At 61.8% G+C, this 22,069-nt stretch carries 21 protein-coding genes and 5 pseudogenes; 21 read left to right on the top strand and 5 right to left on the bottom strand.

Going from position 1 to position 22,069, the window contains the following annotated elements:
* Nucleotides 1-11 precede the first annotated feature (11 nt).
* The 3 genes and pseudogenes from OKW27_RS00130 to OKW27_RS00120 all read left to right on the top strand — a co-directional run bounded on the left by OKW27_RS00130 (nt 12) and on the right by OKW27_RS00120 (nt 3,435).
* Nucleotides 12-1,439: an ISNCY family transposase gene (locus tag OKW27_RS00130; RefSeq protein ID WP_429332122.1), complete on the top strand. Its 1,428-nt coding sequence runs from the start codon at nt 12-14 to the stop codon at nt 1,437-1,439.
* A 268-nt stretch (nt 1,440-1,707) separates the two neighbouring features.
* Nucleotides 1,708-3,098 (top strand): annotated as a pseudogene (locus OKW27_RS00125) (ISNCY family transposase).
* A gap of 115 nt (nt 3,099-3,213) precedes the next feature.
* Entirely contained in the window at nt 3,214-3,435 is a 222-nt protein-coding gene (locus OKW27_RS00120; protein WP_429332121.1) for a hypothetical protein, read from the top strand.
* A 222-nt stretch (nt 3,436-3,657) separates the two neighbouring features.
* Here the strand turns inward: OKW27_RS00120 and OKW27_RS00115 are convergent.
* The 3 genes and pseudogenes from OKW27_RS00115 to OKW27_RS00105 form a co-directional block, all read right to left on the bottom strand.
* Nucleotides 3,658-3,882, bottom strand: a pseudogene (locus tag OKW27_RS00115) (transposase domain-containing protein); the annotation flags it as partial.
* Between the two features lie 266 nt (nt 3,883-4,148).
* Entirely contained in the window at nt 4,149-4,814 is a 666-nt protein-coding gene (locus tag OKW27_RS00110; RefSeq protein WP_429332120.1) for a GntR family transcriptional regulator, read from the bottom strand.
* Nucleotides 4,815-5,126: 312 nt separating this feature from the next.
* Nucleotides 5,127-6,230, bottom strand: a complete 1,104-nt coding sequence (locus OKW27_RS00105; RefSeq protein ID WP_429332119.1) for a porin — start codon at nt 6,228-6,230, stop codon at nt 5,127-5,129.
* 346 nt (nt 6,231-6,576) lie between these two features.
* Here OKW27_RS00105 and OKW27_RS00100 point away from each other — a divergent pair.
* The 15 genes and pseudogenes from OKW27_RS00100 to OKW27_RS00030 form a co-directional block, all read left to right on the top strand.
* Nucleotides 6,577-6,938, top strand: a pseudogene (locus OKW27_RS00100) (ISNCY family transposase); the annotation flags it as partial.
* 224 nt (nt 6,939-7,162) lie between these two features.
* A complete protein-coding gene (phnF, locus tag OKW27_RS00095; protein ID WP_429332118.1) occupies nt 7,163-7,894 on the top strand; it encodes a phosphonate metabolism transcriptional regulator PhnF in 732 nt (243 codons plus the stop codon).
* Nucleotides 7,895-8,014: 120 nt separating this feature from the next.
* Nucleotides 8,015-8,491 (top strand): phosphonate C-P lyase system protein PhnG, encoded by a 477-nt coding sequence (gene phnG / locus OKW27_RS00090; RefSeq protein ID WP_429332117.1) that lies wholly within the window; start codon nt 8,015-8,017, stop codon nt 8,489-8,491.
* Nucleotides 8,481-9,059, top strand: a complete 579-nt coding sequence (phnH, locus tag OKW27_RS00085; protein WP_429332116.1) for a phosphonate C-P lyase system protein PhnH — start codon at nt 8,481-8,483, stop codon at nt 9,057-9,059. Before phnG ends, phnH begins: the two co-directional genes overlap by 11 nt.
* The gene (locus OKW27_RS00080) at nt 9,059-10,189 is read left to right on the top strand and encodes a carbon-phosphorus lyase complex subunit PhnI (protein ID WP_429332115.1); all 1,131 of its coding nucleotides are present in this window, start codon (nt 9,059-9,061) and stop codon (nt 10,187-10,189) included. Before phnH ends, OKW27_RS00080 begins: the two co-directional genes overlap by 1 nt.
* The gene (locus OKW27_RS00075; RefSeq protein ID WP_429332114.1) at nt 10,186-11,106 is read left to right on the top strand and encodes an alpha-D-ribose 1-methylphosphonate 5-phosphate C-P-lyase PhnJ; all 921 of its coding nucleotides are present in this window, start codon (nt 10,186-10,188) and stop codon (nt 11,104-11,106) included. Before OKW27_RS00080 ends, OKW27_RS00075 begins: the two co-directional genes overlap by 4 nt.
* Nucleotides 11,103-11,933, top strand: coding sequence for an ATP-binding cassette domain-containing protein (locus OKW27_RS00070; RefSeq protein ID WP_429332113.1), 831 nt, complete (start codon nt 11,103-11,105; stop codon nt 11,931-11,933). Before OKW27_RS00075 ends, OKW27_RS00070 begins: the two co-directional genes overlap by 4 nt.
* Before the next feature lie 9 nt (nt 11,934-11,942).
* Nucleotides 11,943-12,665, top strand: coding sequence for a phosphonate C-P lyase system protein PhnL (gene phnL / locus OKW27_RS00065; RefSeq protein WP_429332112.1), 723 nt, complete (start codon nt 11,943-11,945; stop codon nt 12,663-12,665).
* Nucleotides 12,662-13,816 carry an alpha-D-ribose 1-methylphosphonate 5-triphosphate diphosphatase gene (locus OKW27_RS00060; protein WP_429332111.1) on the top strand — a complete coding sequence of 385 codons (1,155 nt, stop codon included), beginning with the start codon at nt 12,662-12,664 and terminating at the stop codon, nt 13,814-13,816. Before phnL ends, OKW27_RS00060 begins: the two co-directional genes overlap by 4 nt.
* A 10-nt stretch (nt 13,817-13,826) precedes the next feature.
* Complete coding sequence (gene phnN / locus OKW27_RS00055; RefSeq protein ID WP_429332110.1) at nt 13,827-14,384, top strand: phosphonate metabolism protein/1,5-bisphosphokinase (PRPP-forming) PhnN; 558 nt, start codon at nt 13,827-13,829, stop codon at nt 14,382-14,384.
* 164 nt (nt 14,385-14,548) lie between these two features.
* Complete coding sequence (locus OKW27_RS00050; RefSeq protein WP_429332109.1) at nt 14,549-15,034, top strand: MBL fold metallo-hydrolase; 486 nt, start codon at nt 14,549-14,551, stop codon at nt 15,032-15,034.
* A complete protein-coding gene (locus OKW27_RS00045; RefSeq protein ID WP_429332108.1) occupies nt 15,031-15,186 on the top strand; it encodes a hypothetical protein in 156 nt (51 codons plus the stop codon). Before OKW27_RS00050 ends, OKW27_RS00045 begins: the two co-directional genes overlap by 4 nt.
* Before the next feature lie 93 nt (nt 15,187-15,279).
* Nucleotides 15,280-16,725 carry an MFS transporter gene (locus tag OKW27_RS00040; protein ID WP_429332107.1) on the top strand — a complete coding sequence of 482 codons (1,446 nt, stop codon included), beginning with the start codon at nt 15,280-15,282 and terminating at the stop codon, nt 16,723-16,725.
* 308 nt (nt 16,726-17,033) lie between these two features.
* Complete coding sequence (locus OKW27_RS00035) at nt 17,034-17,165, top strand: hypothetical protein (protein WP_429332106.1); 132 nt, start codon at nt 17,034-17,036, stop codon at nt 17,163-17,165.
* Between the two features lie 70 nt (nt 17,166-17,235).
* Nucleotides 17,236-17,850: pseudogene (locus tag OKW27_RS00030) on the top strand (IS5 family transposase); the annotation flags it as partial.
* 7 nt (nt 17,851-17,857) lie between these two features.
* Here the strand turns inward: OKW27_RS00030 and OKW27_RS00025 are convergent.
* Together OKW27_RS00025 and OKW27_RS00020 are read right to left on the bottom strand one after the other, a co-directional pair.
* Nucleotides 17,858-18,442: pseudogene (locus tag OKW27_RS00025) on the bottom strand (transposase); the annotation flags it as partial.
* A 195-nt stretch (nt 18,443-18,637) separates the two neighbouring features.
* A complete protein-coding gene (locus OKW27_RS00020; protein WP_429332105.1) occupies nt 18,638-18,862 on the bottom strand; it encodes a hypothetical protein in 225 nt (74 codons plus the stop codon).
* A gap of 484 nt (nt 18,863-19,346) precedes the next feature.
* Between OKW27_RS00020 and OKW27_RS00015 the strand changes: the two genes are divergently transcribed.
* From OKW27_RS00015 to istB, 3 genes are read left to right on the top strand one after another with little or no spacing between them, the layout of a single operon-like run.
* Entirely contained in the window at nt 19,347-19,736 is a 390-nt protein-coding gene (locus OKW27_RS00015; protein WP_429332104.1) for a hypothetical protein, read from the top strand.
* Entirely contained in the window at nt 19,729-21,228 is a 1,500-nt protein-coding gene (gene istA / locus OKW27_RS00010; protein WP_429332103.1) for an IS21 family transposase, read from the top strand. The genes OKW27_RS00015 and istA overlap by 8 nt, the downstream gene beginning before the upstream one ends.
* The gene (istB, locus tag OKW27_RS00005; protein WP_429332102.1) at nt 21,206-22,006 is read left to right on the top strand and encodes an IS21-like element helper ATPase IstB; all 801 of its coding nucleotides are present in this window, start codon (nt 21,206-21,208) and stop codon (nt 22,004-22,006) included. The genes istA and istB overlap by 23 nt, the downstream gene beginning before the upstream one ends.
* The last annotated feature ends 63 nt before the right edge of the window (nt 22,007-22,069 follow it).

The following is a 22,069-nucleotide window of genomic DNA, read 5'->3' as shown; positions in this document are numbered from 1 at the left end:
TGGAGACCGCCATGACGCGCACCGGGACGATCACGATGAGCATGCAGGAGCTTGACCGGCTGAAGGTCATTGAGGCGGTTGCCGAGGCGCGGCTGATGACCTGGCGCGCTGCTGAACGGCTGGGTTTGAGCCGACGCCAGGTCGAGCGGCTTGTGATCCGCTACCGCGACGAAGGCGCCGCTGGGCTCGTTTCGCAGCGGCGCGGCGTGCGCAGCAATCATCAGTTGCCGCAGACGGTGCTTGACCGGGCGCTCGGACTGATCCACGAGTGCTACGCGGATTTCGGGCCGACGCTCGCGTGCGAGAAGCTGCGTGAATGCCATGGGCTGGTGCTGTCGAAGGAAACCGTGCGGCACCTGATGACGGACGCGGGCCTGTGGGTGCCGCGCAAACAGCGACCGCCGAAGGTCTATCAGCCGCGTGCCCGACGCGCCTGTTTCGGCGAACTGGTGCAGATCGACGGCAGTGACCATCACTGGTTTGAGGAACGGGCACCGGCGTGCACGCTGCTGGTGTATGTCGACGATGCCACCAGCCGGATCATGGCGCTGCACTTCACAGCGACCGAGTCGACTTTCAGCTACTTTGAGGCGACGCGCGCGTATCTCGAAAGGCATGGCAAGCCGGTGGCGTTCTACAGCGACCGCGCCAGCGTGTTCCATGTCAAGAAGCGCGCGGAGACGGCGGGCAAAGGCGTCACGCAGTTCGGCCGCGCGATGTACGAGCTGAACATCGACGCGTTCTGCGCCAACAGCAGCCCCGCCAAGGGGCGTGTCGAACGGGCTCACCTGACGCTGCAGGACCGCCTCGTGAAGGAACTGCGTTTGCGCGATATCAGCACCATCGAAGCCGCGAACGCTTATGCCTGCGCCTTCATGGCCGCTTATAACGCGCGTTTCGCGAAGCTGCCTAGAAGCACGTACGATGCGCACCGGCCGCTGCGCGCCGACGAGAATCTCGACACGATCCTGACGTGGCGGGTCCAGCGCAAGGTGTCGGATGCGCTGACGCTGCTGAACGATCGCGTGATCTGGCTGCTCGACGATACGCCGGCGACCCGCAGGCTGATCGGCCGCTACATCGACGTGTGGGAGTATCCGGACGGGCGCCTTGAGATCCGCGCGGACGGCGTCGTGCTGCCCTGTGTGCCGTACGACAAGCTCGCGGAGATTGATCAGGGTGCCGTGATCGAGCACAAGCGCCTCGGTCATGCGCTGCAGGTCGCGCAAGCCCTGCAGGCGCAGCGCGACAACCGCCGGATCTCGGGCTCGCCATCACGTACGAATCGTGGTGCGGCGGTACGCAAACCCAAACCCTCACCCGGCACGAAGAAGCAACGCGCATTCACCCGAGCCGACCTGAACCAGGCAATCGTGCAGATCGCACAGCAGTCGAAGACGCCTTCAACACCTGGCCAACGGTCTGCACGCACTCGCTGAACGGACTGACACGCCCTGCCCGTTCAAGGCTGTCCTTCGACACTACGTGGATTCAAACCGTTAAAGACAGACTCAAACCCGACATCAAGACTACGACATCTGTATTTAGCCAGCCCTGCGACATTTCTATCTGGCCTCGACAGAGAATGTTAGTCCAAAGTTCAGATGTCGCGTTTCCGCTAAATTGAAATGTCGTGTTTGCGGGTTCAGGCTGGTGGCCAGTATCTCTTCAGGAGCGCTGGCCATGAACGCATCCGGGACGATCACCATGTCGATGACCGAGCTGGACCGGTTGAAAGTGGTACAGGCTGTCTGCGAGCGGCGTCTGAAGCCGGGCCAGGCAGCGGACCGCCTTGCGTTGAGCGTCCGTCAGGTTGAACGTCTGGTGCGGCGTTACGAGGCGGCGGGACCGGCCGGGCTGGTTTCAGCGCGGCGTGGACAGCCCAGCAACCGCGAACTGCCGGTGGATGTCCGTGCGCGGGCCATGCGCTGGTGCGCGAACGCTATGCCGATTTCGGGCCGACGCTCGCGTGCGAGAAACTGTGGGAATGTCACGGCGTGATGCTTGCGAAGGAAACCGTGCGGCGCTGGATGCGTGAGGCCGGGCTGTGGATTCCCCGCAAACAGCGGCCGCCGAAGCTGCATCAGCCGAGAAACCGTCGTGCCTGCCTGGGTGAACTGGTGCAGATCGATGGCAGCGATCACCGGTGGTTTGAGGACCGGGCGCCGGCCTGCACGCTGCTGGTGTTCATCGACGATGCAACGGGCCGGCTGATGGCGCTGCACTTCACGGCGACCGAGTCGACCTTCAGCTACTTCGAGGCGATGCGCGCGTACCTGGAACAGCATGGCAAGCCGGTGGCGCTGTACAGCGACAAGGCCAGCGTCTTCCATTGCAACAGCCATTCGGCGACGCCTGGCAAGGGTGTGACGCAGTTTGGCCGCGCGCTGTACGAGCTCAATGTGGATACGTTCTGCGCCAACAGCAGTCAGGCGAAGGGGCGCGTCGAGCGCGCGAACCTGACGTTGCAGGATCGTCTCGTGAAGGAACTGCGGCTACGCGGCATCACCACGAAGGAGGCCGCCAATGCGTACGCGCCCCACTTCATCGCTGACTTTAACGGCCGGTTTGGCAAGATGCCGCGGAGCACCTTCGATGCACACCGGCCGCTGCGTGCCGACGACGATCTTGATCTGATCCTGACGGTTCGTGTGCCGCGGCGCGTGTCGAAGGTGCTGACGGTCCAGTACGACCGGGTGATCTATCTGCTGGAAGACACGGTCGCCAACCGCAGGCTGATTCACCGTTATCTGGATGTGTTCGAGTATCCGGATGGGCGCATCGAGATCCGGGTGAATGGCGCTGCCCTGCCCCGTGTGCCGTATGACCGGCTCTCGGAGATCGATCAGGCGGCGGTGGTCGATAACAAGCGGCTGGGACACACGTTGCAGCTGGCGCAGGTGATTCAGGCGCAGCGCGATGACCGGCGCGCGTCAGGCTCGCCATCGAGGACCAATCAGGGCGAGGCACCACGCTCGAAGGAGCGCAAGGTGGGCACCCGCAAGCAGCGCGAGCTGACCCGGGCGCAGTTGAATAAAGCGATTCTGGGAACTGCCGGAATGCGGGTTGGCTCGGTGCTCAAAAGCCCCCTAACATAGATATTTCTGAACCTCAAAACCGGACATTTCTAAAAAGTCGCAACCCCGACATTTCTATCTGGCCTCGACATCATGTAGCGGCAATATGAGAATGTCGTGTTCTAGCAAGATACAAATGTCGTGTTTTACCGTGACTGGCAAGCTGGCCGGCGGCATTGATCCCGCAACGGGAGCAGCACGAGGCATGCTGAACTTTCGCACCGGACGCTTCGGCGCCGACCTGCTCTGTGTCGCGGGTCCCGCGCAGATCGGCGCGGTGGCCGCAGTCGTCCCGTACCCGCCCATCATCAACAACGGCGTGCCCACGGGCCTGAGGCGATCAACTGGGACCGTGTGAGCGGCAAGCGCATGTCCAAGCGGTCAAGCTGACTTCGCCCCGGCATGGAATCTTGGTGCAGCCCACACCGATTCGGAACGACAATGCCTTTTTGAAGAATGTCGCAATCAACCAAGCGGCGATCCAGCTCACCCACGCGCTATCCAAAACCACCGCAGTCCACCTGGCCGGTGTGTTTCAGCGTACGAACGTAATCGGCAATTCACCGACGTCCTTGCGATGTCAGGCGATCTGATGCAAGGGCGAGCGCAGCGGATTGCCGGCGAAGAGCGATTTCCACATCCGCGGCGTGAGTTCATGCACGCGCGATGCCGGATGCTGGCCCACGCGCTGCAGCACGTCGACCAGATAATCGTAGGGATCGATGTCGTGTAGCTTGCACGTCACGAGGAGGCTTTGCGCGATACCGTGCCTGGCACCGAGTTCGGTCCAGCAGAACATCCCGTTTCCGATTGCTCTTCTCTAGCTGATGTCATCGCCTGCTCCTGATCGAATTGAACGAAGAGCATTGTGCGATCGCCTCTACGCGAGATCTATAACGCCCATGGCTTACCGCTTACCTACGAACGGCGCTTACCCTGCCGAAATTGGCACCGCGGCGGCGGGCAAGATCCAGTCGGTCCCCGCTGCCGGGATGCAGTTGCGGTTCTAGAAGCAGCGAAACGGGCGCGCCGCGGACCAGCCTGATCCCGGCGGCCCCTTAATGAACATTCCTAAACGCCGCGCGCAGCCAAAACCGCCATCAAGCCTTGGAGCACGATGGCGCGGCCCTTGTCGTAGGTGCTCAGGAGCAGTTTGCGATCTTTCGCCGACAATGCCTTGAGAAGCTGTTCCTCGATTCGCGCGTCGAGGTGCGTACCATGGCGCGTGATGTCCGCCGCCAACGAGCGATACCGATCGGTCAGGCGCATCAGCCGCAACGCTTCACGCTTTAGGATCTTGTTTTCTGACAGGTCGAAGATCGCGTCGTGAAACGCCCGGTGGCGCTCTATCCAGGCGTCGCGCGAGCCGCTTGCCAGTAACTGATTGAGCTCGGCCACCATCGCCTTGAGGCTCTTCAACTGGGGCGGGGTGGGCCAGACAATGGTGGCGAGCAACTCAGATTCAAGCAGATGGCGCATCCGATAGAGTTGACGTGCCTCGTCACTGGACAAGGGCGCCACGAAAAACCCACGATTCGGGTCGTGTTCGATGATGCCCTCAGCTGCCAGAAGCTTGAGCGCTTCGCGCACTGGCACGCGACTGATGCCAAAACGCTCGGCCAGATCGGACTGGCGAAGTTGCAAGCCCGGCGCGAGTGTTCCGCGATTGATCAGTTTGCGCATCTCCGACGCGATCTGGGATGGGAAGTCGACCCCGTCAAGTTCTGTAAGTGTCACGATGACCGCCCAAGAGTTGTATTCAATACGAAATTATATCCTGATTGTCGACGGCGCAAGGCGTCCGAGCCCTTCCTGATTGGGCCGCCCGGGGGCGCTACATTTATTTATTACCGGCCGAGGACCGTGGTGCCACGAGGCGAGGGTACATCAAGCCTCGCTCGTCAACGAAGCTTGATCGCCCACTGCGCATGACCGCAAACGATGCACCAATGCAGTTGCGCATCGCATTGATGTCGAGGTCGCCCGGGCTCTCGAGGGCACGGCTATAGCCGAATGCCCGATGACCATTTCCGCATTTCCCAACAGGGTTCAGAACCGCATCTGCATGCCGATGCCGATAGCGGACACATGTTCATCGTACGTGGTGGGCGCGGGCAAGCCGCCGGGTGGGAAGATGGTCTGCTTCGCGACTCCGCGATTCCAGAGCTTCTTATAGAAGCCATAGAGCGAAGTGGTCTTCGAAAGATAATACGTATAGCTGACTGCGAATGAGCGCACGCTCCAGTTTTGCGAGCGGACCTGGTTCTCGTCGCTCAGTCCGCCGTACGCAAAGCCGAACATACCCACGGCCCCTGTCGGCACCGTGAAGCCCGCTTGCCATGCCTTGTCGGTAAATCCAGGATTGTTTCGCCGCAACTGATACGTGCCATACAGGGAAAGCCAGTCGAACCGGTATTTGACGCCAAACGCATGTTCCAGGGTGTTGGCGTCGCCACCGGGCGCCACGGTGAGACTGCGGCCCAGTCCGTAGCTGGCGACCAGGCCGCCATTCGCATACCACAGCGTGCCGATCTGATACTTCGTATTCGTGGCGGCGCCCTGGTTTGAGCCAAACGAGTAGCCCAGGGTCGCGCTGAGGCCATGCCAGGTGGGCGAGCTGTATTGCAGCGCATTGTCCTGGCGGGCGGGATCCTGCAGCGGGTTGAAGATCCACGGTCGCGGTTCCTCGCCGGTCATCGACCCCAGGACCGATCCTGCAGACATCAAGATCGGGTCGAACGTCGTGCCCCATACGTAGCCTGCCGTCTGCAAGCGCCCCCCCACGAGCGTTCCCCACTGGCTGTCGATGCCGACATACGCCTGGCGGCCAAACTCCCGACCGCCCTGCCCGAGCGTTCCATTGTTAATGTTGAAGCCGCTTTCAAGAACTGCAATTGCAGTCACGCCGCCGCCAAGATCCTCCTTGGCGCGAATGCCCCATCGTGATCCGCCCAGTCCGCCCGAATTGAGGCTGCTCACGCTTGTTGCGGAGTTCTTGAAGTAACCGTAAAACACGTCAGCAACGCCGTAAAGCGTGACGCTCGACTGAGCGTGCGCTACGCACGGCAGCAAGACACCCAGCATGCATTCAGCAATTCTCTTGTGCACTTCCGTCTCCTGTCTTTTGATCTCTGGGTTGCAGGTGCCTTTCATTCCTTGCGAAATCGTGCAGCCTCCGCCCTTCAGGTGTCATCGAACTTGCATTTTATTTTGAATTTTTACCAGTAGGCATTACTGGTGTCGGCGTCAACGCGGGCATTCGCGTCTTGTCGAGAATGGATGCTCGAAATACAAGGCCGGTGGCGATGTGCAGCATGTCAACCTCTTCCTGCGGCTGGCGACGCCCGCGTCTGGTCAAACCGTAGAATTTGGCTTTGGACTCTTGAGCCCCGGTATTACATTGCGGCTTGACGACTCGTCGCTGGCTGCCTAACCAACCGGAACAGCGACCAGCCAAGACCTCAAAAGTGCGTCACGCCCTCGCCGGGCGTGGCCGTGTGGCCCCGCGATGTACGAACTGAACGTCGACCTGGTGCGCCAACAGCAGCTCGGCCAAGGGGCGCGTCGAGCGCGCGCATTTAACGCTGCAAGATCGCCTGGTCAAAGAGCTGCAGCTGCGCGGCATCGCCACGGTACGCGGATGCCAATGCGTACGCCCCCTCTTTCATCGCCGCCTACAACACGCGTTTTGCCAAGGCGCCCAAGAGCGCGTTCGATGCGCATCGGTCGCTGCGCGCCGACGAGGACCTGGACCTGCTGCTCACCTGGCGTGAGTCGCGCAAGGTGACCAAGGCGCTCACGGTCCAATACGACCGCGTGATTTATCTGCTCGGGGACATAGTGGAGAACCGAAAGCTCGTTTGGGTGACCGCCCGGGGAAATCCGAGAATAAACGCGGAATCGACGTCATTACCAACTCCCTTCTGGCAGCTTTGCTACCGAACATCCTCTCCAGAACGGCGATCTCTGTATAACGAGATGGATTTAAAGTCGTCAGCTGGCTCCGACAAGCTGCCATCCCTCCTCACATATCTGTCACAGACTCTTTGTAGGATTCGGTTATCCACTTATCTAGATAACCGCATATGAGCTTGTACGCTGTCAGTCGAGAGCAGGGCGAATCCTTGTATGCCCAGATCGCACGGCAACTGGAACAGGAGATCGTCAATCTCTACGCACCGGGCGACTACCTGCCATCCGAGGGCGAGCTTGCTTCGCGCTTTGGGGTGAACCGGCACACGCTCCGTCGCGCCATCGACGAGTTGGTCGATGCCGGCCTGGTGGAGCGCCGCCATGGCCGCGGCATCCTGGTGCTCGACAACCAGATCGACTACCAGATCGGTAAGTCCACCCGCTTTACCGAAAACCTGAACGCTCAAGGTTTGCAGGCCGGAAACCGCATCCTTCGCAAGCAGACCTTGCCTGCCAGTATGCGCGTTGCCGAACGCCTTGCCATATTGGAAGGCGAGCCCGTGCATTGGCTGGAGACGTTACGAAGCGTGGACGGCAAGCCGATGTGTGTCATTTCGCATTTTTTGCCAGTACATCCCTTCCCCGATCTGCTGGTCCGATATCAAGGCGACTCGCTTCACGCTTTTCTGAGCGCAGAGTACGGCTGCCGGCTCCGCCGCGTTGATAGCGCCGTGACCGCAGTGCTGCCCCAAGGGGACGATGCGCAAATCCTTGGCATGCCGCAAAACCGACCGGTCTTGCGGGTCAAGAGCGTGAACGTGGATGAGCGCGACAACCACCCGATCGAGTATGTGATTACCCGATTCCGCGCAGATCGCGTTCAGTTGCGTATTCCGCTGCTGTAACGGCAGCAGGGCACTGCCGCGCCTGAAGTTCTGGCCACCGGTGCCCTTGCGATCTGCCAGGAAACCTAACGGATTTTTTTTATATTTATCCAGCCATATGGATATTCTGAAGGACTGCTCATGAAGACAATGGGGACGCAGCCTGCGCGCGGCGACTGGATGCGCTACTGGACGAACGTTCCGGTAGAGCGCATTCGCGTACTCGCGCATCGCATCTGTGAGCAATTCCAGGTGGAAGACCTGGAAATCCCGCAATCCGGCCTCGCGTTGGTGCCGCTCACCGACGCTGCCCTGGGCGAGACCTATTACCTCGGCGAGATTCCGCTCGCCAAGGCGCATGTGCGCCTGACCGACCCACAAGGCGGCACCGCCGAAGGCGCGGCGATCGTGATGGATGACCGTACCAGCCTGATTCGTGCGCTCGCGATTCTCGACGCGGTAACGGCAGCCGCGTGGCCGGGACATGACGCCGCGCTGGAGCTGCTTCGCGAAGGCGAGCGGAGCGTCGAAGCAACCGCAGCCGACCGCAAGAAGTTGCTGGCGGCAACGCGCGTGGACTTCGCGTTGCTCGCCGCGCAGGAGGACGATGATGAATGAGCTGCAGACGCGTATCGTCTCGCACCCGGCCGACTGGACCCCGCCGGTTCAGCAACGCGCCTTTCGCCGCATCCTGGACGCATTTTCCTATCCGGGCCGAATCAGCGAACTGCAGACACAGGCCGCGCATGTGCTGCCCCTCGTGCTTGCCACGCTGGCCGATCCAGCAACGACGCTGGCCGATCCTTGCGAGCTGGTTGATGCCGCAGACCTTCAGCGACTCGGTGCAAAGTCAGCCAGTGCAGATCAGGCCCAATTCGTCGTGATGCCGGGCAGAAAAGTACCCGCTGTCGAGCTTGCATGCGGCACGCTCGACAGCCCCGAGAACGGCGCAACACTCCTACTGGTGGCGGACGAGATCACGCAAGGTTCCGGGCTTGTCCTCAGCGGTCCCGGCATTCAAAGCAGCATTTCGCTGCAGATGTCGGGTGTCGACCCGCTTTGGTGGAAGCTGCGCAAGCGCTGGAACAGCGCCTTCCCGCTCGGCGTCGATATGGTGCTGCTGGACGAGCGCAGCGTAGTCGCGCTGCCGCGCACGATCAAGGTTGCCGTAGAAGGAGGCCGATAATGGGTTATGTGGCTATCAAGGGCGGCGGCCGGGCAATCCAGGGCACTGAACGTGTCGTCGACGCGCTGCGCACGGCCGAGGGCGAACACGGCACGCCGCTGACGCTGCAGACGATCGAACATCAACTTCGCTCCCTGACCTCGCGGGTGGTGTCGGAAGGCGGTCTGTATCACCCGCGGCTCGCCGCGCTCGCGATCAAGCAGATGCAGGGCGATACGCTCGAGGCAGCGTTCGCGCTGCGTGGCTATCGATCGACCAAGCCTCGATTGCTCGAGGCGCCCGTACAGCATACGGGCGAAATGCGCGTGATCCGCCGTATTTCCAGCGCGTTCAAGGACATTCCGGGCGGTCAGATGCTCGGCCCAACCAACGACTACGCGCTGCGCCTGATGCGCCTCGACCTCGCCAACGAATCGCCGGAAGCATTCCGTTCGGTTGCACGGACGTTCCTCGACTCGATCGACGAAAGCGATCTGCCCGACACCTTCCCGAAGGTCGTCGATGCGCTGCGCGCGGAGGGGCTGCTGCCGACGCTCCAACCATCGCAGGCGGAGCCGTTCGATGTCACGCGTGATCCGCTGATTTTCCCGGTGTCGCGTTCCGCCGCGCTCGCGACGATGGCGCGCGCCGAAACCGGCTCACTGCTCGCGATCGCGTACTCGAACATGCGCGGCTATGGCGATGTTCACCCGACGGTGGCCGAACTGCGCGTGGGCTATGTGCCTGTGCGGATTCCGCATCCGGTCACGGGCGAACTGGTCGAAGCCGGCGAGGTCCTGATGACCGAGTGCGAGATGGTGGCGATGTACGAGGACGACGACGGCGGCGGCCCACCTGTCTTCACCCTCGGCTATGGCGCATGTTTCGGCCACAACGAAGTCAAGGCAATCTCGATGGCCGTGCTTGACCGCTCGCTGCAGAACGGCATGCGTAACGGTCCGACCAATCCGTCGGAGGATCCCGAGTTCGTGCTGCTGCATATCGACGGTGTGGATTCGATGGGTTTCGCGAGTCACTACAAGATGCCGCATTACGTCACGTTCCAGTCGGACATGGATCGGCTGCGCACGACCCAGGGAAAGGCTGCGGGCAAGCAGACCGAACAGGATGTACAAGGAGTCGAGCTATGAACGACCTCTACGAATTGCCGCTCGACGAGGCGGGTTACAACTTTGGCTTTCTCGATGAGTACGCGAAGCGCGAGATCCGCCGCGCGGTGATCAAGGCGATCTGCGTACCCGGCTACCAAACGCCGTATGCCTCGCGCGAAATGCCGATGGGTCGCGGTTTCGGGACGGGCGGTCTGCAGCTCACGCTGTCCCTCGTCGGTCCGGACGATACGCTCAAGGTGATCGACCAGGGTTCCGATGACTCGGTCAACGCGGTCAATTTGCGTCACTTCGTCGAACTCACCTGCGAGGGCGTACAGACCACCGAGCACACCAGCGAAGCTACGCTGATCCAGTCTCGCCACCGGATTCCCGAAACCGCGTTGACGGAGCAGCAGATTCTCGTTTTGCAGGTGCCATACCCCGATCCACTGGTCGTGGTGGAACCGTCCGAAGCGCGTCGCAAGACCATGCATGGCGAAGGCGACTATTCGCGGCTGCTGACGAAGCTGTACGAAGACCTCGTGCAGTTCGACGAAATCACGATCTCGCATCGCTATCCGACGCGCATCAACGGCCATTACGTGATCGACCCGAGCCCGATCCCGCGCTACGACGTGCGGCAGCTGAACAGGTCGGCCGCGCTCGTGCTGCTCGGTGCGGGCCGCGAAAAGAAGATCTACGCAGTGCCGCCCTATACGAGCGCGGATCCGCTCGCGTTCGACGACGTGCCGTTCCGTACGGAGGACTTCCACGATGAGCACGGTAAGCGCCGCGCCTGCGCGCGTTGCGGCTCGACCGGGAGCTTTCTCGACGAGATCATCGGAGACGACGGCGACAAGCTGTACCAATGCTCCGATTCGGACTATTGCAACGACTATCGCGCCGGCCGCACTGATGAGAAGGCCACGGCAACGACTGAAGGAGCTGCCCAGTGAGCCCCATTCTTCAAGTGCGCGGTTTGACCAAGATTCACGGCGCAGGCTGCGAGCGCTGCATCGAGAGCACCGGACCGGAACAGGACACCAACATCTGCGCGCATTGCGGTTCGGTGGTGGCTGCCCACGACGTCAGTTTCGACCTGCGGCCGGGCGAGATCCTCGGCATCATGGGTGAGTCGGGCTCGGGCAAGTCGACCGTCGTCAAAACGCTGTATTTCGATGAAAAGCCGACCGCGGGTACGGCGTGTTTCTTCGATGAAGACAATGACTGGAACCTGTTCGCAGCGAATGCCGCCGAACAGCGCTGGTTACGCAACCACCGTTTCGGCATGGTGTACCAGAATCCGCACCTCGGCCTGAACTTCAATGTGTCGGCGGGCGGGAACATCGCCGAGCGCCTGTTGATGAACGACGTGACGCTATTCGGCGAGATCCGGCAACGCGCACGCGAGCTGCTCTCGCGCACCGAAGTACTGCCGGAGCGCATGGACGAGTCGCCGAAGAAGTTTTCTGGCGGCATGCAACAGCGCGTGCAGATCGCGAAAGCACTCGCGACCCGTCCGCCGCTACTGTTCCTCGATGAAGTGACCACCGGCCTCGATCTGTCGGTGCAGGCGCGCATCCTCGACCTGATCCTCGAAATCCAGCAGGAACTCGGCACGGCGATGATCGCCGTCACGCACGATCTCGGCGTGATCCGCTTGCTGGCGGGCCGCACGATCGTGATGAAGTATGGCCGCATCATCGAGTCGGGTTTGACCGACCAGATCCTCGAAGACCCGCAGCATGCGTACACGCAGCGGCTCGTGGCCTCCGCACTCTGAGGTAAACCGATGTCCGCGATCCTGACCGTTAAAAACCTGAGCAAGCATTTCACGCTGCACGATCAGCGCAAGACCATCCCGTCCTGTGCGAACGTCTCGTTTGCCGTTGAGCCCGGTGCCCTGTCCGCGCTGATCGGCCCGACCGGTGCGGGCAAATCGTCGGTGCTCAAATGCATCTACCGTAGTTATCTGCCGAGCGCTGGAAGCGTGCTGTTCCGTACTGAAGCGGGTGAGACCGTCGATCTCGCGCAGGCGTCGGAGCACGACGTGCTCGCGCTGCGCAAGCACCAGATCGGCTTCGTCACGCAGTTCCTGCACTGCCTGCCGCGCAAGGCCGCTGTCGATGTCGTGGCCGAGCCTCTGCTCGTGCGCGGCGCGACGCGTGCCGAAGCGCGCGACAACGCGCGTGGACTGCTCGATGCGCTGAACGTGCCCGAGCGTCTTTGGGAAGTGCCGCCTGCGACCTTCTCGGGTGGTGAAAAGCAGCGCGTCAACCTCGCGCGTGGCCTGGTCGCTCGCCCGCGCCTGCTACTGCTCGACGAGCCGACCGCAAGCCTCGATCCTCGCACCACCGGCAAGATCGTGGAAATCCTGCAGGCGATCAAGGCGGAAGGTGTGGCGATGCTCGCCATCTTCCACCACCCGGACCTGGTAGCACGCCTTGCCGACCATGTAATCGAACTGGCGCCGCCGGTTGTCCCGCCCTCTCTTTCGGAAGCAATAACGCAATGAGCCGCCAACTTCTGACGAACGCAACCGTCGTTCTCGCCGACGAAGTGCGCGAGCGACTTGCCGTGCTCATCGAGGACGGCAAAATCGCGGCACTCGACCCCGAGCATACGGCCGGAGCGACCGTGATCGATCTGGAAGACCATATGCTGATTCCGGGAATGATCGACCTGCACTGCGACTCGCTGGAAAAAGAGGCCGAACCCCGTCCGGGCGTGTATTTTCCGTTCGACTTCGCCTGCGCGCAGGCGGACAAACGCAACGCGTCTGCCGGCATCACCACGGTATTTCATGCGCTGTCTTTTGCGAATCGCGAGTTCGGCGTGCGCAACAACGAAACGGCAGCCGGACTTGGCCGCTCGATTCTCGCGTGGCAAGCGCATGCGCTGATCGATAACAGATTCCATGCACGCTTCGAGGTGACTGATGTCACCGCGCCACCAGTTCTGACGTCCCTGATGGACGAAGGCGTGATCGACCTGATCTCGTTCATGGATCACAGCCCGGGCCAGGGCCAGTTTCGCGACGTGGAGTCGTTCCGCAACTATCTTGCGAACGCCTACAAGGCTGACGATGCCACGCTCGACGAAATCATGAAACAGAAGCGAGAAGCTGCCAAAGGCGCGCTCGAGCGCATGCAGCAACTCGCTGCGCTGGCACGCGCGAGGGGTGTCGCGATTGCAAGCCACGACGACGATTCGGCCGCCAAGGTCGACGTGGTGCGCGAACTCGGTGCGACGATCTCCGAGTTCCCGATCAACCTCGAAACGGCCCAGGCCGCGAGGGGCCACGGCATTGCCACGCTGTTCGGCGCGCCGAACATCCTGCGCGGCAAGTCGCAGTCGGGCAACATGCGCGCGCTCGATGCCGTGCTAGCAGGCGTCGCGGACTGCCTGTGCGGCGACTACTCGCCAGCCTCGTTGCTGCCGGCCACGTTCAGGCTGCCGGAGGTCGCAGACGTTTCGCTCGCGCACGCGATAACTCTCGTGACGCGCAATCCTGCGCGCGCAGCCGGGCTAAGCGACCGCGGTGAGATCGCGGTGGGACAGCGTGCCGATCTGGTTGCAGTCCAGCGCATAGGCGGCCTGCCGCATGCCGACCAGGTGTGGTCTCGCGGCAAGCTCGTACTCGGCGCGAGCCGCGTGCATCACTGAGGCCGCTTCGATGTCAGGCAAGCTAATCCACGTGAGCGGCCCATCCGGCAGCGGCAAGGACAGCCTGTTGCGCTATGCGCGCGAACAGCTGTCCGGCCACGCCGCGATCTGCTTTGCTCATCGCTACATCACGCGCGCAGCAGACGCCGGTGGCGAAAACCACGTCGCCCTGAGCCCGGAAGAGTTCGCGGCACGTAGCGGTTCGGACCTGTTCGCGCTGAACTGGGCGAGCAACGGGCTGCAATACGGCATCGGGGCCGAGATCGACCACTGGCTGGACAAGGGTCTCACCGTCGTGATGAACGGGTCGCGCGAATATCTGCCGCAGGCGCGCGCACGCTACCCGTACCTCGTGCCGGTGGAAATCGCAGTACCGCAGGCGGTACTGCGTGAACGCCTTCTGGCGCGTGGCCGCGAAACGGTCGAGCAGGTCGAGCAGCGCCTGCAGCGCAACGACCTGCTCGCGCAGTTGTCCGGCAAAGCGGAAATCATCCGTAATGACGGCGATCTCGAACAGGCGGGGGAGGCACTGGTTTCGCTGATTCTCCGTTACGCGGAGCAAACATGATGCGCGTTACCTTCCTCGGCACCGGAGCGGCAGGCGGCGTACCGCTTTACGGCTGCAACTGCCCGGCGTGTACACAAGCGCGACATGTGCCCGCTTGCGTCCGTCGTCCCTGCAGCGCTCTGCTCGAAACGGACACCACCCGCGTTTTGCTCGATGCCGGGCTGATGGACCTGTCCGAACGCTTTCCGCCCAGCAGTCTCGACGCGATCGTACTCACGCATTTCCGCCCCGATCACGTGCAGGGATTGTTCCATCTGCGCTGGGGCTTCGGGAAACCCATGCCGACCTGGGCTCCGCCAGACAGCAACGGTTGCGCCGATCTGTATCGCAACCCGGGCCTGCTCGCATTCAATCAGGCGGAAAAATTCGGATCTTTCGAGATTGGTGGCCTGAAATTCACGGCGTTGCCGCTGATCCATTCCAAACCAACGTTCGGCTATGCGATCGAAGGGCTGAATGGCGAACGCTTTGCCTATCTGACCGACACGATCGGGTTGCCATCTTCGACGCTGGACTGGCTGCGAACATGGGGACGGTTCTCGCTCGCACTCGACTGCTCGTTCCCCCGAGGGCTCAGCCGGCCAATCACAACGACTGGGATACCGCCTGTGCGCTGGTCGAGCAACTGCGGCCAGTGCGTACCTGGATGACTCATGCATCCCATACGCTCGATGCGTGGCTACTGGAGCAATCGGAAAACATCATGCCGGAAGGCGTTCTGATCGCTTATGACGGCATGGTCCACGTGCTACGCGCTGATTCGGGCAATGTACCGCCGTCCGAGGGGGCGCGCCATGGCTAATTAACCGCGCGGTACGACTCGAATGTGTCTGAAATATTTCATTTTAGTTAGTATGACGAATAGAGAATCGAATCAGGAAAGGAGCATATCGACATGACTTCCCGAACCACCATCAAGACCGACGTCTTAACCCGGCTCGATCACATGCCGTGGACCCGCTTTCACACTCTGCTGACGGTCGCGCTGGGAATGGGCTGGACGCTTGACTCGTTTGAAACCAATATCATCGGTAGCGTGTTCGGCACGATCAAGGCGCTTTGGCACCTTGATGCGGCCCAAAGCTCGCTGGCCGTGAGCGTATGGGTGCTCGGCATTCTGGTCGGCGCGGTCGCATTCGGCTACCTCGCGGATCGCTTCGGCCGCAAACGCCTGTTCCTGGCTACGCTCCTCTGGTATGCCGCGTTCAGCGTGGCAACCATCTTCGCGTGGAACTACGACTCCTTCCTTTTGTTCCGCGCACTGACCGCGCTTGCCGTGGGCGGCGAATACTCTGCCGTGACGGCCACCATGGGCGAATTCATTCCGCGCCGCAATCGCGGACGTACCGACGCGCTGATCCTGTCTGGTTTTCCGCTCGGTGCCGTGTTGTCGGCCATTGTTTCGTACTACGCGCTCAATCTGCTGCCACCCGACATCGCGTGGCGCGTTGGTTTTGGCCTGGGTACCACGATGGCGCTGATTTTCTTCTGGATTCGCCGCGTGATCCCCGAATCGCCGCGCTGGCTTCTGCAGCAAGGGCGCGTGACCGAAGCCGAAGCGATCGTCGACGAGATTGCCGCGTATGCAAAGGGCGCCGGAATCGCAGCGGCAACCGAAGCGCAGAAACGCTATGAACCCACCGCGATCGTGCCTGCACACCCGACGTTCTGGCGTAACGTGAGTGAACTGGTTGGCCGCTATCGCGGTCCGTGCAGCCTTGCCAGTGCGCTGAACTTCTCGCAGGCCGTCGTTGTATATGGCGTACTGTCGTTGATGGCGCTTGTGATTCTGCCGTACATGAAAGTGCCGGCCGCCGCGATGCCGATCTACTACGTTTACGGCAACGTAGCAGCTTTGCTCGGTGGCCTGCTTGCATCTCGTGTGCTCGAGTCGTGGGGGCGCCGCTCATCTCTCTTCACGAGCTACACGTTCACCGTGCTTGCGATTCTGGTGGTCTACTTTGCGCAAACGCTGCCTTCCATGGTGTTCGGTTACTGCCTGATCCAGTTTGGCGTGACGTGGGGCTATATCTCGGCTTACGTGGTTTCGGCTGAAATCCTGCCGACACGGCTACGCGCTTCGGGTTTGGGCGTATCCGTTGCTTTCGGTCGAGTGGGCGCAATGATTACGCCGCTGCTACTGACGAGTGCTTTTAGCACGACGGGCACACCTTCCGCACCGTTGCTCGTGCTGCTCGCACTTGCTCTGCCCGGTCCGGTGGCCGCCGCGATCTGGTGGGTCAAAGGACGCGAAACCCGGAATATTTCGCTGGAGGAAGGTAGCGATGATGCGTTGGCGGAAGCCACAGTGCAGCAAAAATTCCGAACGCGCGAAGCATAGACAGACGCTTGGAGAGTCAAGGGGCTGCAGAGTAATCTCTGCCGCCCTTTTTTATTTTGACTTCGGAATGGCTGTCGAGTTGCGGATTCCACCGGTCGAATGCTCCGCTCGCCCGCGCAAATGACTCCCGGCGCGCGCCCGATCGAGATTGCTTAACCGTAAGCGCTCTATTGAGCACACGAATGTGCAGTGGGCTATTGTGGGGAAGCGTCAACGGTTCTGATCTGATGGACGACTCCCGCTAAGCGGCGAAAGGATTTATGCCAAAGTGCAGAAGTCGTGACGTCCACGGCAAAGGAGCGTTCATCATGAACATAGCGACTATTGAACTGGATCTGGCCAAGAATGTTTTGCAGCTTCACGCCGTGGATCCGCAAGGCCACATGGTTGTGCAAGCAGTTGAGACGCACGGATGTACTCCGGTATTTCGCAACGCTTGACCCGAACATTCGATCCCGCGAGCCTGCAAGGTAGAAGGAACTTCCGATCAAAACCTGGTACCCTAGAGGGATGACGAGAGAGAAACGTAAAGCCTACCCGACAGACGTGTCAGACGAAGAATGGAGCTTCGTAGCAGCGTATCTGACGTTGATGGATGAGAGTGCACCACAGCGTAAATACGAGTTGCGCGAGATGTTCAATGCGTTGCGCTGAATGGCTCGCGCCGGGGCTGCGTGGCGAATGCTGCCGACCAACTTTCCGCCGCGGGAACTGGTGTACCAGCAGACGCAGCGATGGCTGGCGGCCGGCTGTTTCGAGTGCATGCTGAGTGATCTTCGTTCGATCATCCGTGTCGCGCAGGGGCGGCAGGGGCAGCCCAGCGCGGTGATCCTTGATGGCCGTACGATGCAATCGACATGTGCGAGCGGCCCACGCGCAGGCTATGACGGCTACAAGCGCAAGGGTGGCAGCAAGGTGCATATGGCGGTCGACACGCTGGGTCAGTTGCTCGCCGTACACGTGACACCGGCCAACGAGCAGGAGCGCGCACAGGTGGCAGAGCTGGCACGCCAGGTGCAGCAGGCAACGGGAGAAACCGTGAAAGTGGCCTTCGCCGATCAGGGTTACACGGGCGAAGCCCCTGCGCAGGCCGCGCGCGGTGCGGCGCGCATCAAGCAGGTTGTCGCCTCACTCATGCAGCCAGAGGCTGTTTATTTGCGCTGATCGACGCCATCTCGACGACTGAGTCACGTTCGGGGTTAAGCTTCACGGCACCAACCGGTGTCCAGTTGCGCGTGTGACGCGACCAGCGGGCCGGATTGCACGCGCGCGCCTTCGCGTACAGTGCGTGACGTGCCACGAGAAGCGCACGATCGTCACCGGCATGACGCTGCGCAGGTGTCACGTAGCGGATGCCGCTATGACGATGCTCGAAGTTGTACCACTGCACGAAGCCGGCAGCCCAGGTGCGAGCAGCGTTCAGGTCCTCGAAGCCTGTGACCGGAAACTCCGGCCGGTACTTCGCGGTTCGGAACAGCGCCTCGGCGTAGGCGTTGTCGTCGCTGACCCGGGGGCGCGAGTACGACGGCTTGACACCCAGCCAGTGCAGCATCGCCAGCACGGTGGTGGCCTTGAGCGTCGCACCGTTATCGCCGTGCAGCACCGGCCGGGTCTCAAGGACGGCAATGCCTTCGGAGAGCGCCGTACGACGCACGAGATGAGCAGCGTGTTCGGCCGCGTCGCTGTCGTGCACCTCCCAGCCGACAATCTTGCGGCTGATATGACTTCCCGTGTCAAGAGAGATCGGTTTTCGGTTTTTCAGGACGCTAAATTTCCTGAGGGCGACGTAGCAGTAAGTCTCGACGGTGGATCACCCTTCTATGAGCAGACTTCTGTCAAGATCCCTTTTCCCGAAATTTCCATAACCTGTCTGACCTGTGTTTGGTCTGAAGCCGCCCTTGCGCTCGTGATGTCATCGGCAACTTGAAAGTCGTCGAGATCTGACGGTGCGAACGTCATCTTCTTCGTGGTGGTTTTTCTTCCGGGTGCGTTTTCTTCCGGCTTTTGTTTCATAAAGGCCTGGCTGTTCTTCGCTTTTCGCTTCTTCTTCGGCTGTTGTTTTTTGTTCGTGCCGAACCTGACGGCGAGGCTCGGGCGTAGGCGCGCGCATGATCTGCCCCCAAGGAGGGTCGGTCATGAAGCGCGTCGGACAGCGAAAGTGCCGGCATTGCGGGGCCTGGTTTCGTCCCGATCCCCGCAATGCGCGGCACCAACGGTACTGCAGCGAACCCGCGTGTCGCCGGGCGAGCAAAGCCGTCAGCCAGCGGCAATGGCTGGCCAAACCCGAGAACCAGGACTATTTCCACGGTGCGGAGCACGTCGCGCGGGTGCGGCATTGGGCTGGCGCGCCGAGCATCCGGGCTACGGGCGCCGAACGCAGCAGAAGTCCGAGAAGTCTGGGGATGCGTTACAAGAGAACTGCCGCGCGCAAACCCTTGCCCCACAAGGCTCGGGGGCCGATTCGGGAGGCGCTGCGTTACAAGAAGTCTTATCGGCGCAACCGGCCGTCCTGATTGGGCTGATCGCCCATTTGACCGACAGCCCGTTACAAGAAGACATCGTGCGCAGCAGCCGGCGGTTGCTACAACTGGGGCAGGACATCTTGCATGGGAGGGGGGAGCATGCCGAGCAAGCGTGTGATTTGCCCTGAGCGGATCCGGCAGATTCCGGCGCACTTCAGTTGGGTCGATCACCGGCTGGTGCGCGAGCGCTACATCGAGCGCTGTGACGCCTGTGCGGCTGCGCTGTACCTGTTTCTGGTCACCGTCGCCGATGCGCAGGGCCTGAGCTACTACGCCGACGCGACGCTCGCACGGCGCCTGTCGATGGCGCCGGCGCGTCTGGAGATGGCCCGCAGCGACCTGATTCGCGTCGGCCTGATCGCCTGGCAAGGGCCGATCTATCAGGTGCTGGCGCTGGATGCGCCGGTGCCGGCGCCGCCGCTGCCTCACGCGGACGTGACGACGCAGCTTGAGCGGTTGCACGCGGCGCTGGGGAAGCGTCGTGCTTGATTATGAAACGTACTGCAAGATTCGCGACTGCCATGATCGGCAGCACCTGACGATCACGCAGACGGCGCGCGCGCTCGGCCTGCATCCGCAAACGGTGTCCAAGTGGTTGAAGGCCGCGCGGTACGCACATCGCGCGCAGCCGCCACGCACCAGCCGGCTCGATCCGTTCAAGGCGCAGGTGGTGCGCTGGCTCGATGCGCACCCGTACAGCGCGCAGCAGATCTTCCAGCGCTTGCGTGAAGCGGGCTTCGACGGCGGCTATACGATCGTGCGCGACTACGTGAGCAAGATCCGCCCGCCGCGGCGCGAGGCATTCCTGAAGCTCGCGTTCGCCCCGGGCGAGTGTGCCCAGGTCGACTGGGGCGAATACGGTTCGATCGCCGTGGGCTCGACGCGGCGGCGGCTCTCGTTCTTCGTCATGGTGCTGTGCTACAGCCGGCTGATGTATCTGGAGTTCACCGTCTCACAGACGATGGAGCACTTCCTCGCCTGCCACGAACATGCCTTTGCCGCCTTCGGGGGTTGTCCGGCCAAGATTATGGTGGACAATCTGAAGTCCGCGGTGCTGCAGCGGCTGATCGGCCAGGCGCCGGTATTCAATCCGCGCTACCTCGATGCAGCGCGCCACTGGGGGTTCGAGATCGTCGCCTGCAACGTCGGCAAAGGCAACGAGAAGGGCCGCGTCGAGAACGGCGTGGGCTACGTCAAGAAGAATCTCTTGAACGGGCTCGAGCTCGCCGAGTTCAGCGCCATCAACCCCGCGGCCCGACTCTGGCTCGATACCATTGGCAACGTGCGCATCCACGGCGAGACGCACCAACGCCCCGTCGATCTGTTCGAGACCGAGCGCGCGCATCTGAAGCCGCTCAATGCTTCGCCCTACGACGTCGCGCGCATCCTCACGGTGCGCACGAGCAGCCAGTTTCGCGTAGCGCTGGACACCAACCACTACTCGGTGCCGGCGCGCTACGCCAATACGCGCGTCACGCTCAAGGCCTATCCCGATCGGATTTGCATCTACTACGAGAACCAGTTGATTGCCCGCCATGTGCGCAGCTACGAGCGTCACCTCGATATCGAGGATCCCGAGCATCCGAAGGCCCTGCTCGCGCAGCGTCGCCATGCGCGCGAACAGCGGCTGATGCTGCGCTTCCTGAGCCTGGGCCCGCACGCCCAGGCCTATTGCGAAGGCCTCGAGCAACGGCGCATCAATGCGCGCCAGCATGTGCGCAAGATCGTCGCGTTGAGCGAAATCTACGGCATCGAGGCCGTTGCGCGCGCCCTGCAGGACGGGCTCGCGTTCCAGGCCTTCAGTTGCGAGTACATCGCCAACATGCTCGAGGCCAGAGCGCGGCAGCGGCCCGAGGCCGGAGCACTGCATCTGATCCGCCATCAGGATTGGCTGGAGTTCGAACTCGCGCAGCCGGATCTCTCGTGCTACCGCGTGCCGGAGGCCAACGATGACCAGGATGACGACAAAGACAAAAGCTGAATCCAGCGCGCCACAGTCAGGCGCCGATTCTGCGGCGACGCTGCGCACGCAGCTTATGCAGCTGCATCTGGCCTACACGCTGCAACACTACGAGGCTTTGGCCAGCGAGGCAGCCGCCCAGCACTGGTCGCATGTCGGGTATCTGGCCCGCCTGGTCGAAGGCGAGGCGCATCGGCGTGAAGATCGCAGCGTCGCCCGACGCGTCGCGCTCGCGCGATTCCCGGTACTCAAGACATTGGACCAATTCGAGTGGAACTGGCCCACCAAGATCAATCGTCTGCAGGTCCAGAATCTGTTTCGCCTGAACTTCATCGAGGAGCACGCCAACGTGATCTTCCTCGGCGGCGTCGGGCTGGGCAAAAGCCACTTGAGCATTGCGCTGGGCCATACCGCCTGCCTGCGCGGCTACTCGGTGCTATTTGCCACGGCCGTGGACATCATCAATTCGGTGAATGCCGCCTGTGCCCATGGCGGGCTCAGGCGTGAATTGCGCCGCTACGCCAAGCCGCGCCTGTTGATTATCGACGAACTCGGATATTTGCCCATCGACCAGCAAGGCGCCGACATCCTGTTTCAGATCGTCAGTCAACGCTACGAACACGGCGCCACCATCATCACCTCCAATCGCGCCTTCAAGCACTGGCCCGACATCCTCAACCACGACAGCACCTTGACCTCCGCGCTGCTCGATCGCGTCTTGCATCATGCCGAGACCGTCGTCATCGAAGGCAAGAGCTATCGCATGAAAGACCAGAGCGACCCCGAACCCGCCGCTTGACGCCGTTCACCACCGTGAGTTTCAAACCGCCCGATTCGCGTGAAATTGACGCCGCCGCTGACA

Origin of the sequence: Paraburkholderia sp. 35.1, from assembly GCF_050436525.1 — a bacterium.
GTDB classification, from domain to species: Bacteria; Pseudomonadota; Gammaproteobacteria; order Burkholderiales; family Burkholderiaceae; genus Paraburkholderia; species Paraburkholderia tuberum.
The sequence above is the reverse complement of the archived record's forward strand: the minus strand, read 5'-3'. Positions and strand labels throughout refer to the sequence as shown.

What these genes read in the sequence shown, in the direction of transcription:
- OKW27_RS00130 (WP_429332122.1), top strand. Translation starts at nt 12, where the DNA reads ATGACGCGCACCGGGACGATCACGATGAGCATGCAGGAGCTTGACCGG.
- OKW27_RS00120 (WP_429332121.1), top strand. Translation starts at nt 3,214, where the DNA reads ATGTCGTGTTTTACCGTGACTGGCAAGCTGGCCGGCGGCATTGATCCC.
- OKW27_RS00105 (WP_429332119.1), bottom strand. Translation starts at nt 6,230, where the DNA reads ATGAAAGGCACCTGCAACCCAGAGATCAAAAGACAGGAGACGGAAGTG.
- phnF (WP_429332118.1), top strand. Translation starts at nt 7,163, where the DNA reads ATGAGCTTGTACGCTGTCAGTCGAGAGCAGGGCGAATCCTTGTATGCC.
- phnG (WP_429332117.1), top strand. Translation starts at nt 8,015, where the DNA reads ATGAAGACAATGGGGACGCAGCCTGCGCGCGGCGACTGGATGCGCTAC.
- phnH (WP_429332116.1), top strand. Translation starts at nt 8,481, where the DNA reads ATGATGAATGAGCTGCAGACGCGTATCGTCTCGCACCCGGCCGACTGG.
- OKW27_RS00080 (WP_429332115.1), top strand. Translation starts at nt 9,059, where the DNA reads ATGGGTTATGTGGCTATCAAGGGCGGCGGCCGGGCAATCCAGGGCACT.
- OKW27_RS00075 (WP_429332114.1), top strand. Translation starts at nt 10,186, where the DNA reads ATGAACGACCTCTACGAATTGCCGCTCGACGAGGCGGGTTACAACTTT.
- phnL (WP_429332112.1), top strand. Translation starts at nt 11,943, where the DNA reads ATGTCCGCGATCCTGACCGTTAAAAACCTGAGCAAGCATTTCACGCTG.
- OKW27_RS00060 (WP_429332111.1), top strand. Translation starts at nt 12,662, where the DNA reads ATGAGCCGCCAACTTCTGACGAACGCAACCGTCGTTCTCGCCGACGAA.
- phnN (WP_429332110.1), top strand. Translation starts at nt 13,827, where the DNA reads ATGTCAGGCAAGCTAATCCACGTGAGCGGCCCATCCGGCAGCGGCAAG.
- OKW27_RS00050 (WP_429332109.1), top strand. Translation starts at nt 14,549, where the DNA reads ATGGACCTGTCCGAACGCTTTCCGCCCAGCAGTCTCGACGCGATCGTA.
- OKW27_RS00045 (WP_429332108.1), top strand. Translation starts at nt 15,031, where the DNA reads ATGACTCATGCATCCCATACGCTCGATGCGTGGCTACTGGAGCAATCG.
- OKW27_RS00040 (WP_429332107.1), top strand. Translation starts at nt 15,280, where the DNA reads ATGACTTCCCGAACCACCATCAAGACCGACGTCTTAACCCGGCTCGAT.
- OKW27_RS00035 (WP_429332106.1), top strand. Translation starts at nt 17,034, where the DNA reads ATGAACATAGCGACTATTGAACTGGATCTGGCCAAGAATGTTTTGCAG.
- OKW27_RS00020 (WP_429332105.1), bottom strand. Translation starts at nt 18,862, where the DNA reads ATGACCGACCCTCCTTGGGGGCAGATCATGCGCGCGCCTACGCCCGAG.
- OKW27_RS00015 (WP_429332104.1), top strand. Translation starts at nt 19,347, where the DNA reads ATGCCGAGCAAGCGTGTGATTTGCCCTGAGCGGATCCGGCAGATTCCG.
- istB (WP_429332102.1), top strand. Translation starts at nt 21,206, where the DNA reads ATGACGACAAAGACAAAAGCTGAATCCAGCGCGCCACAGTCAGGCGCC.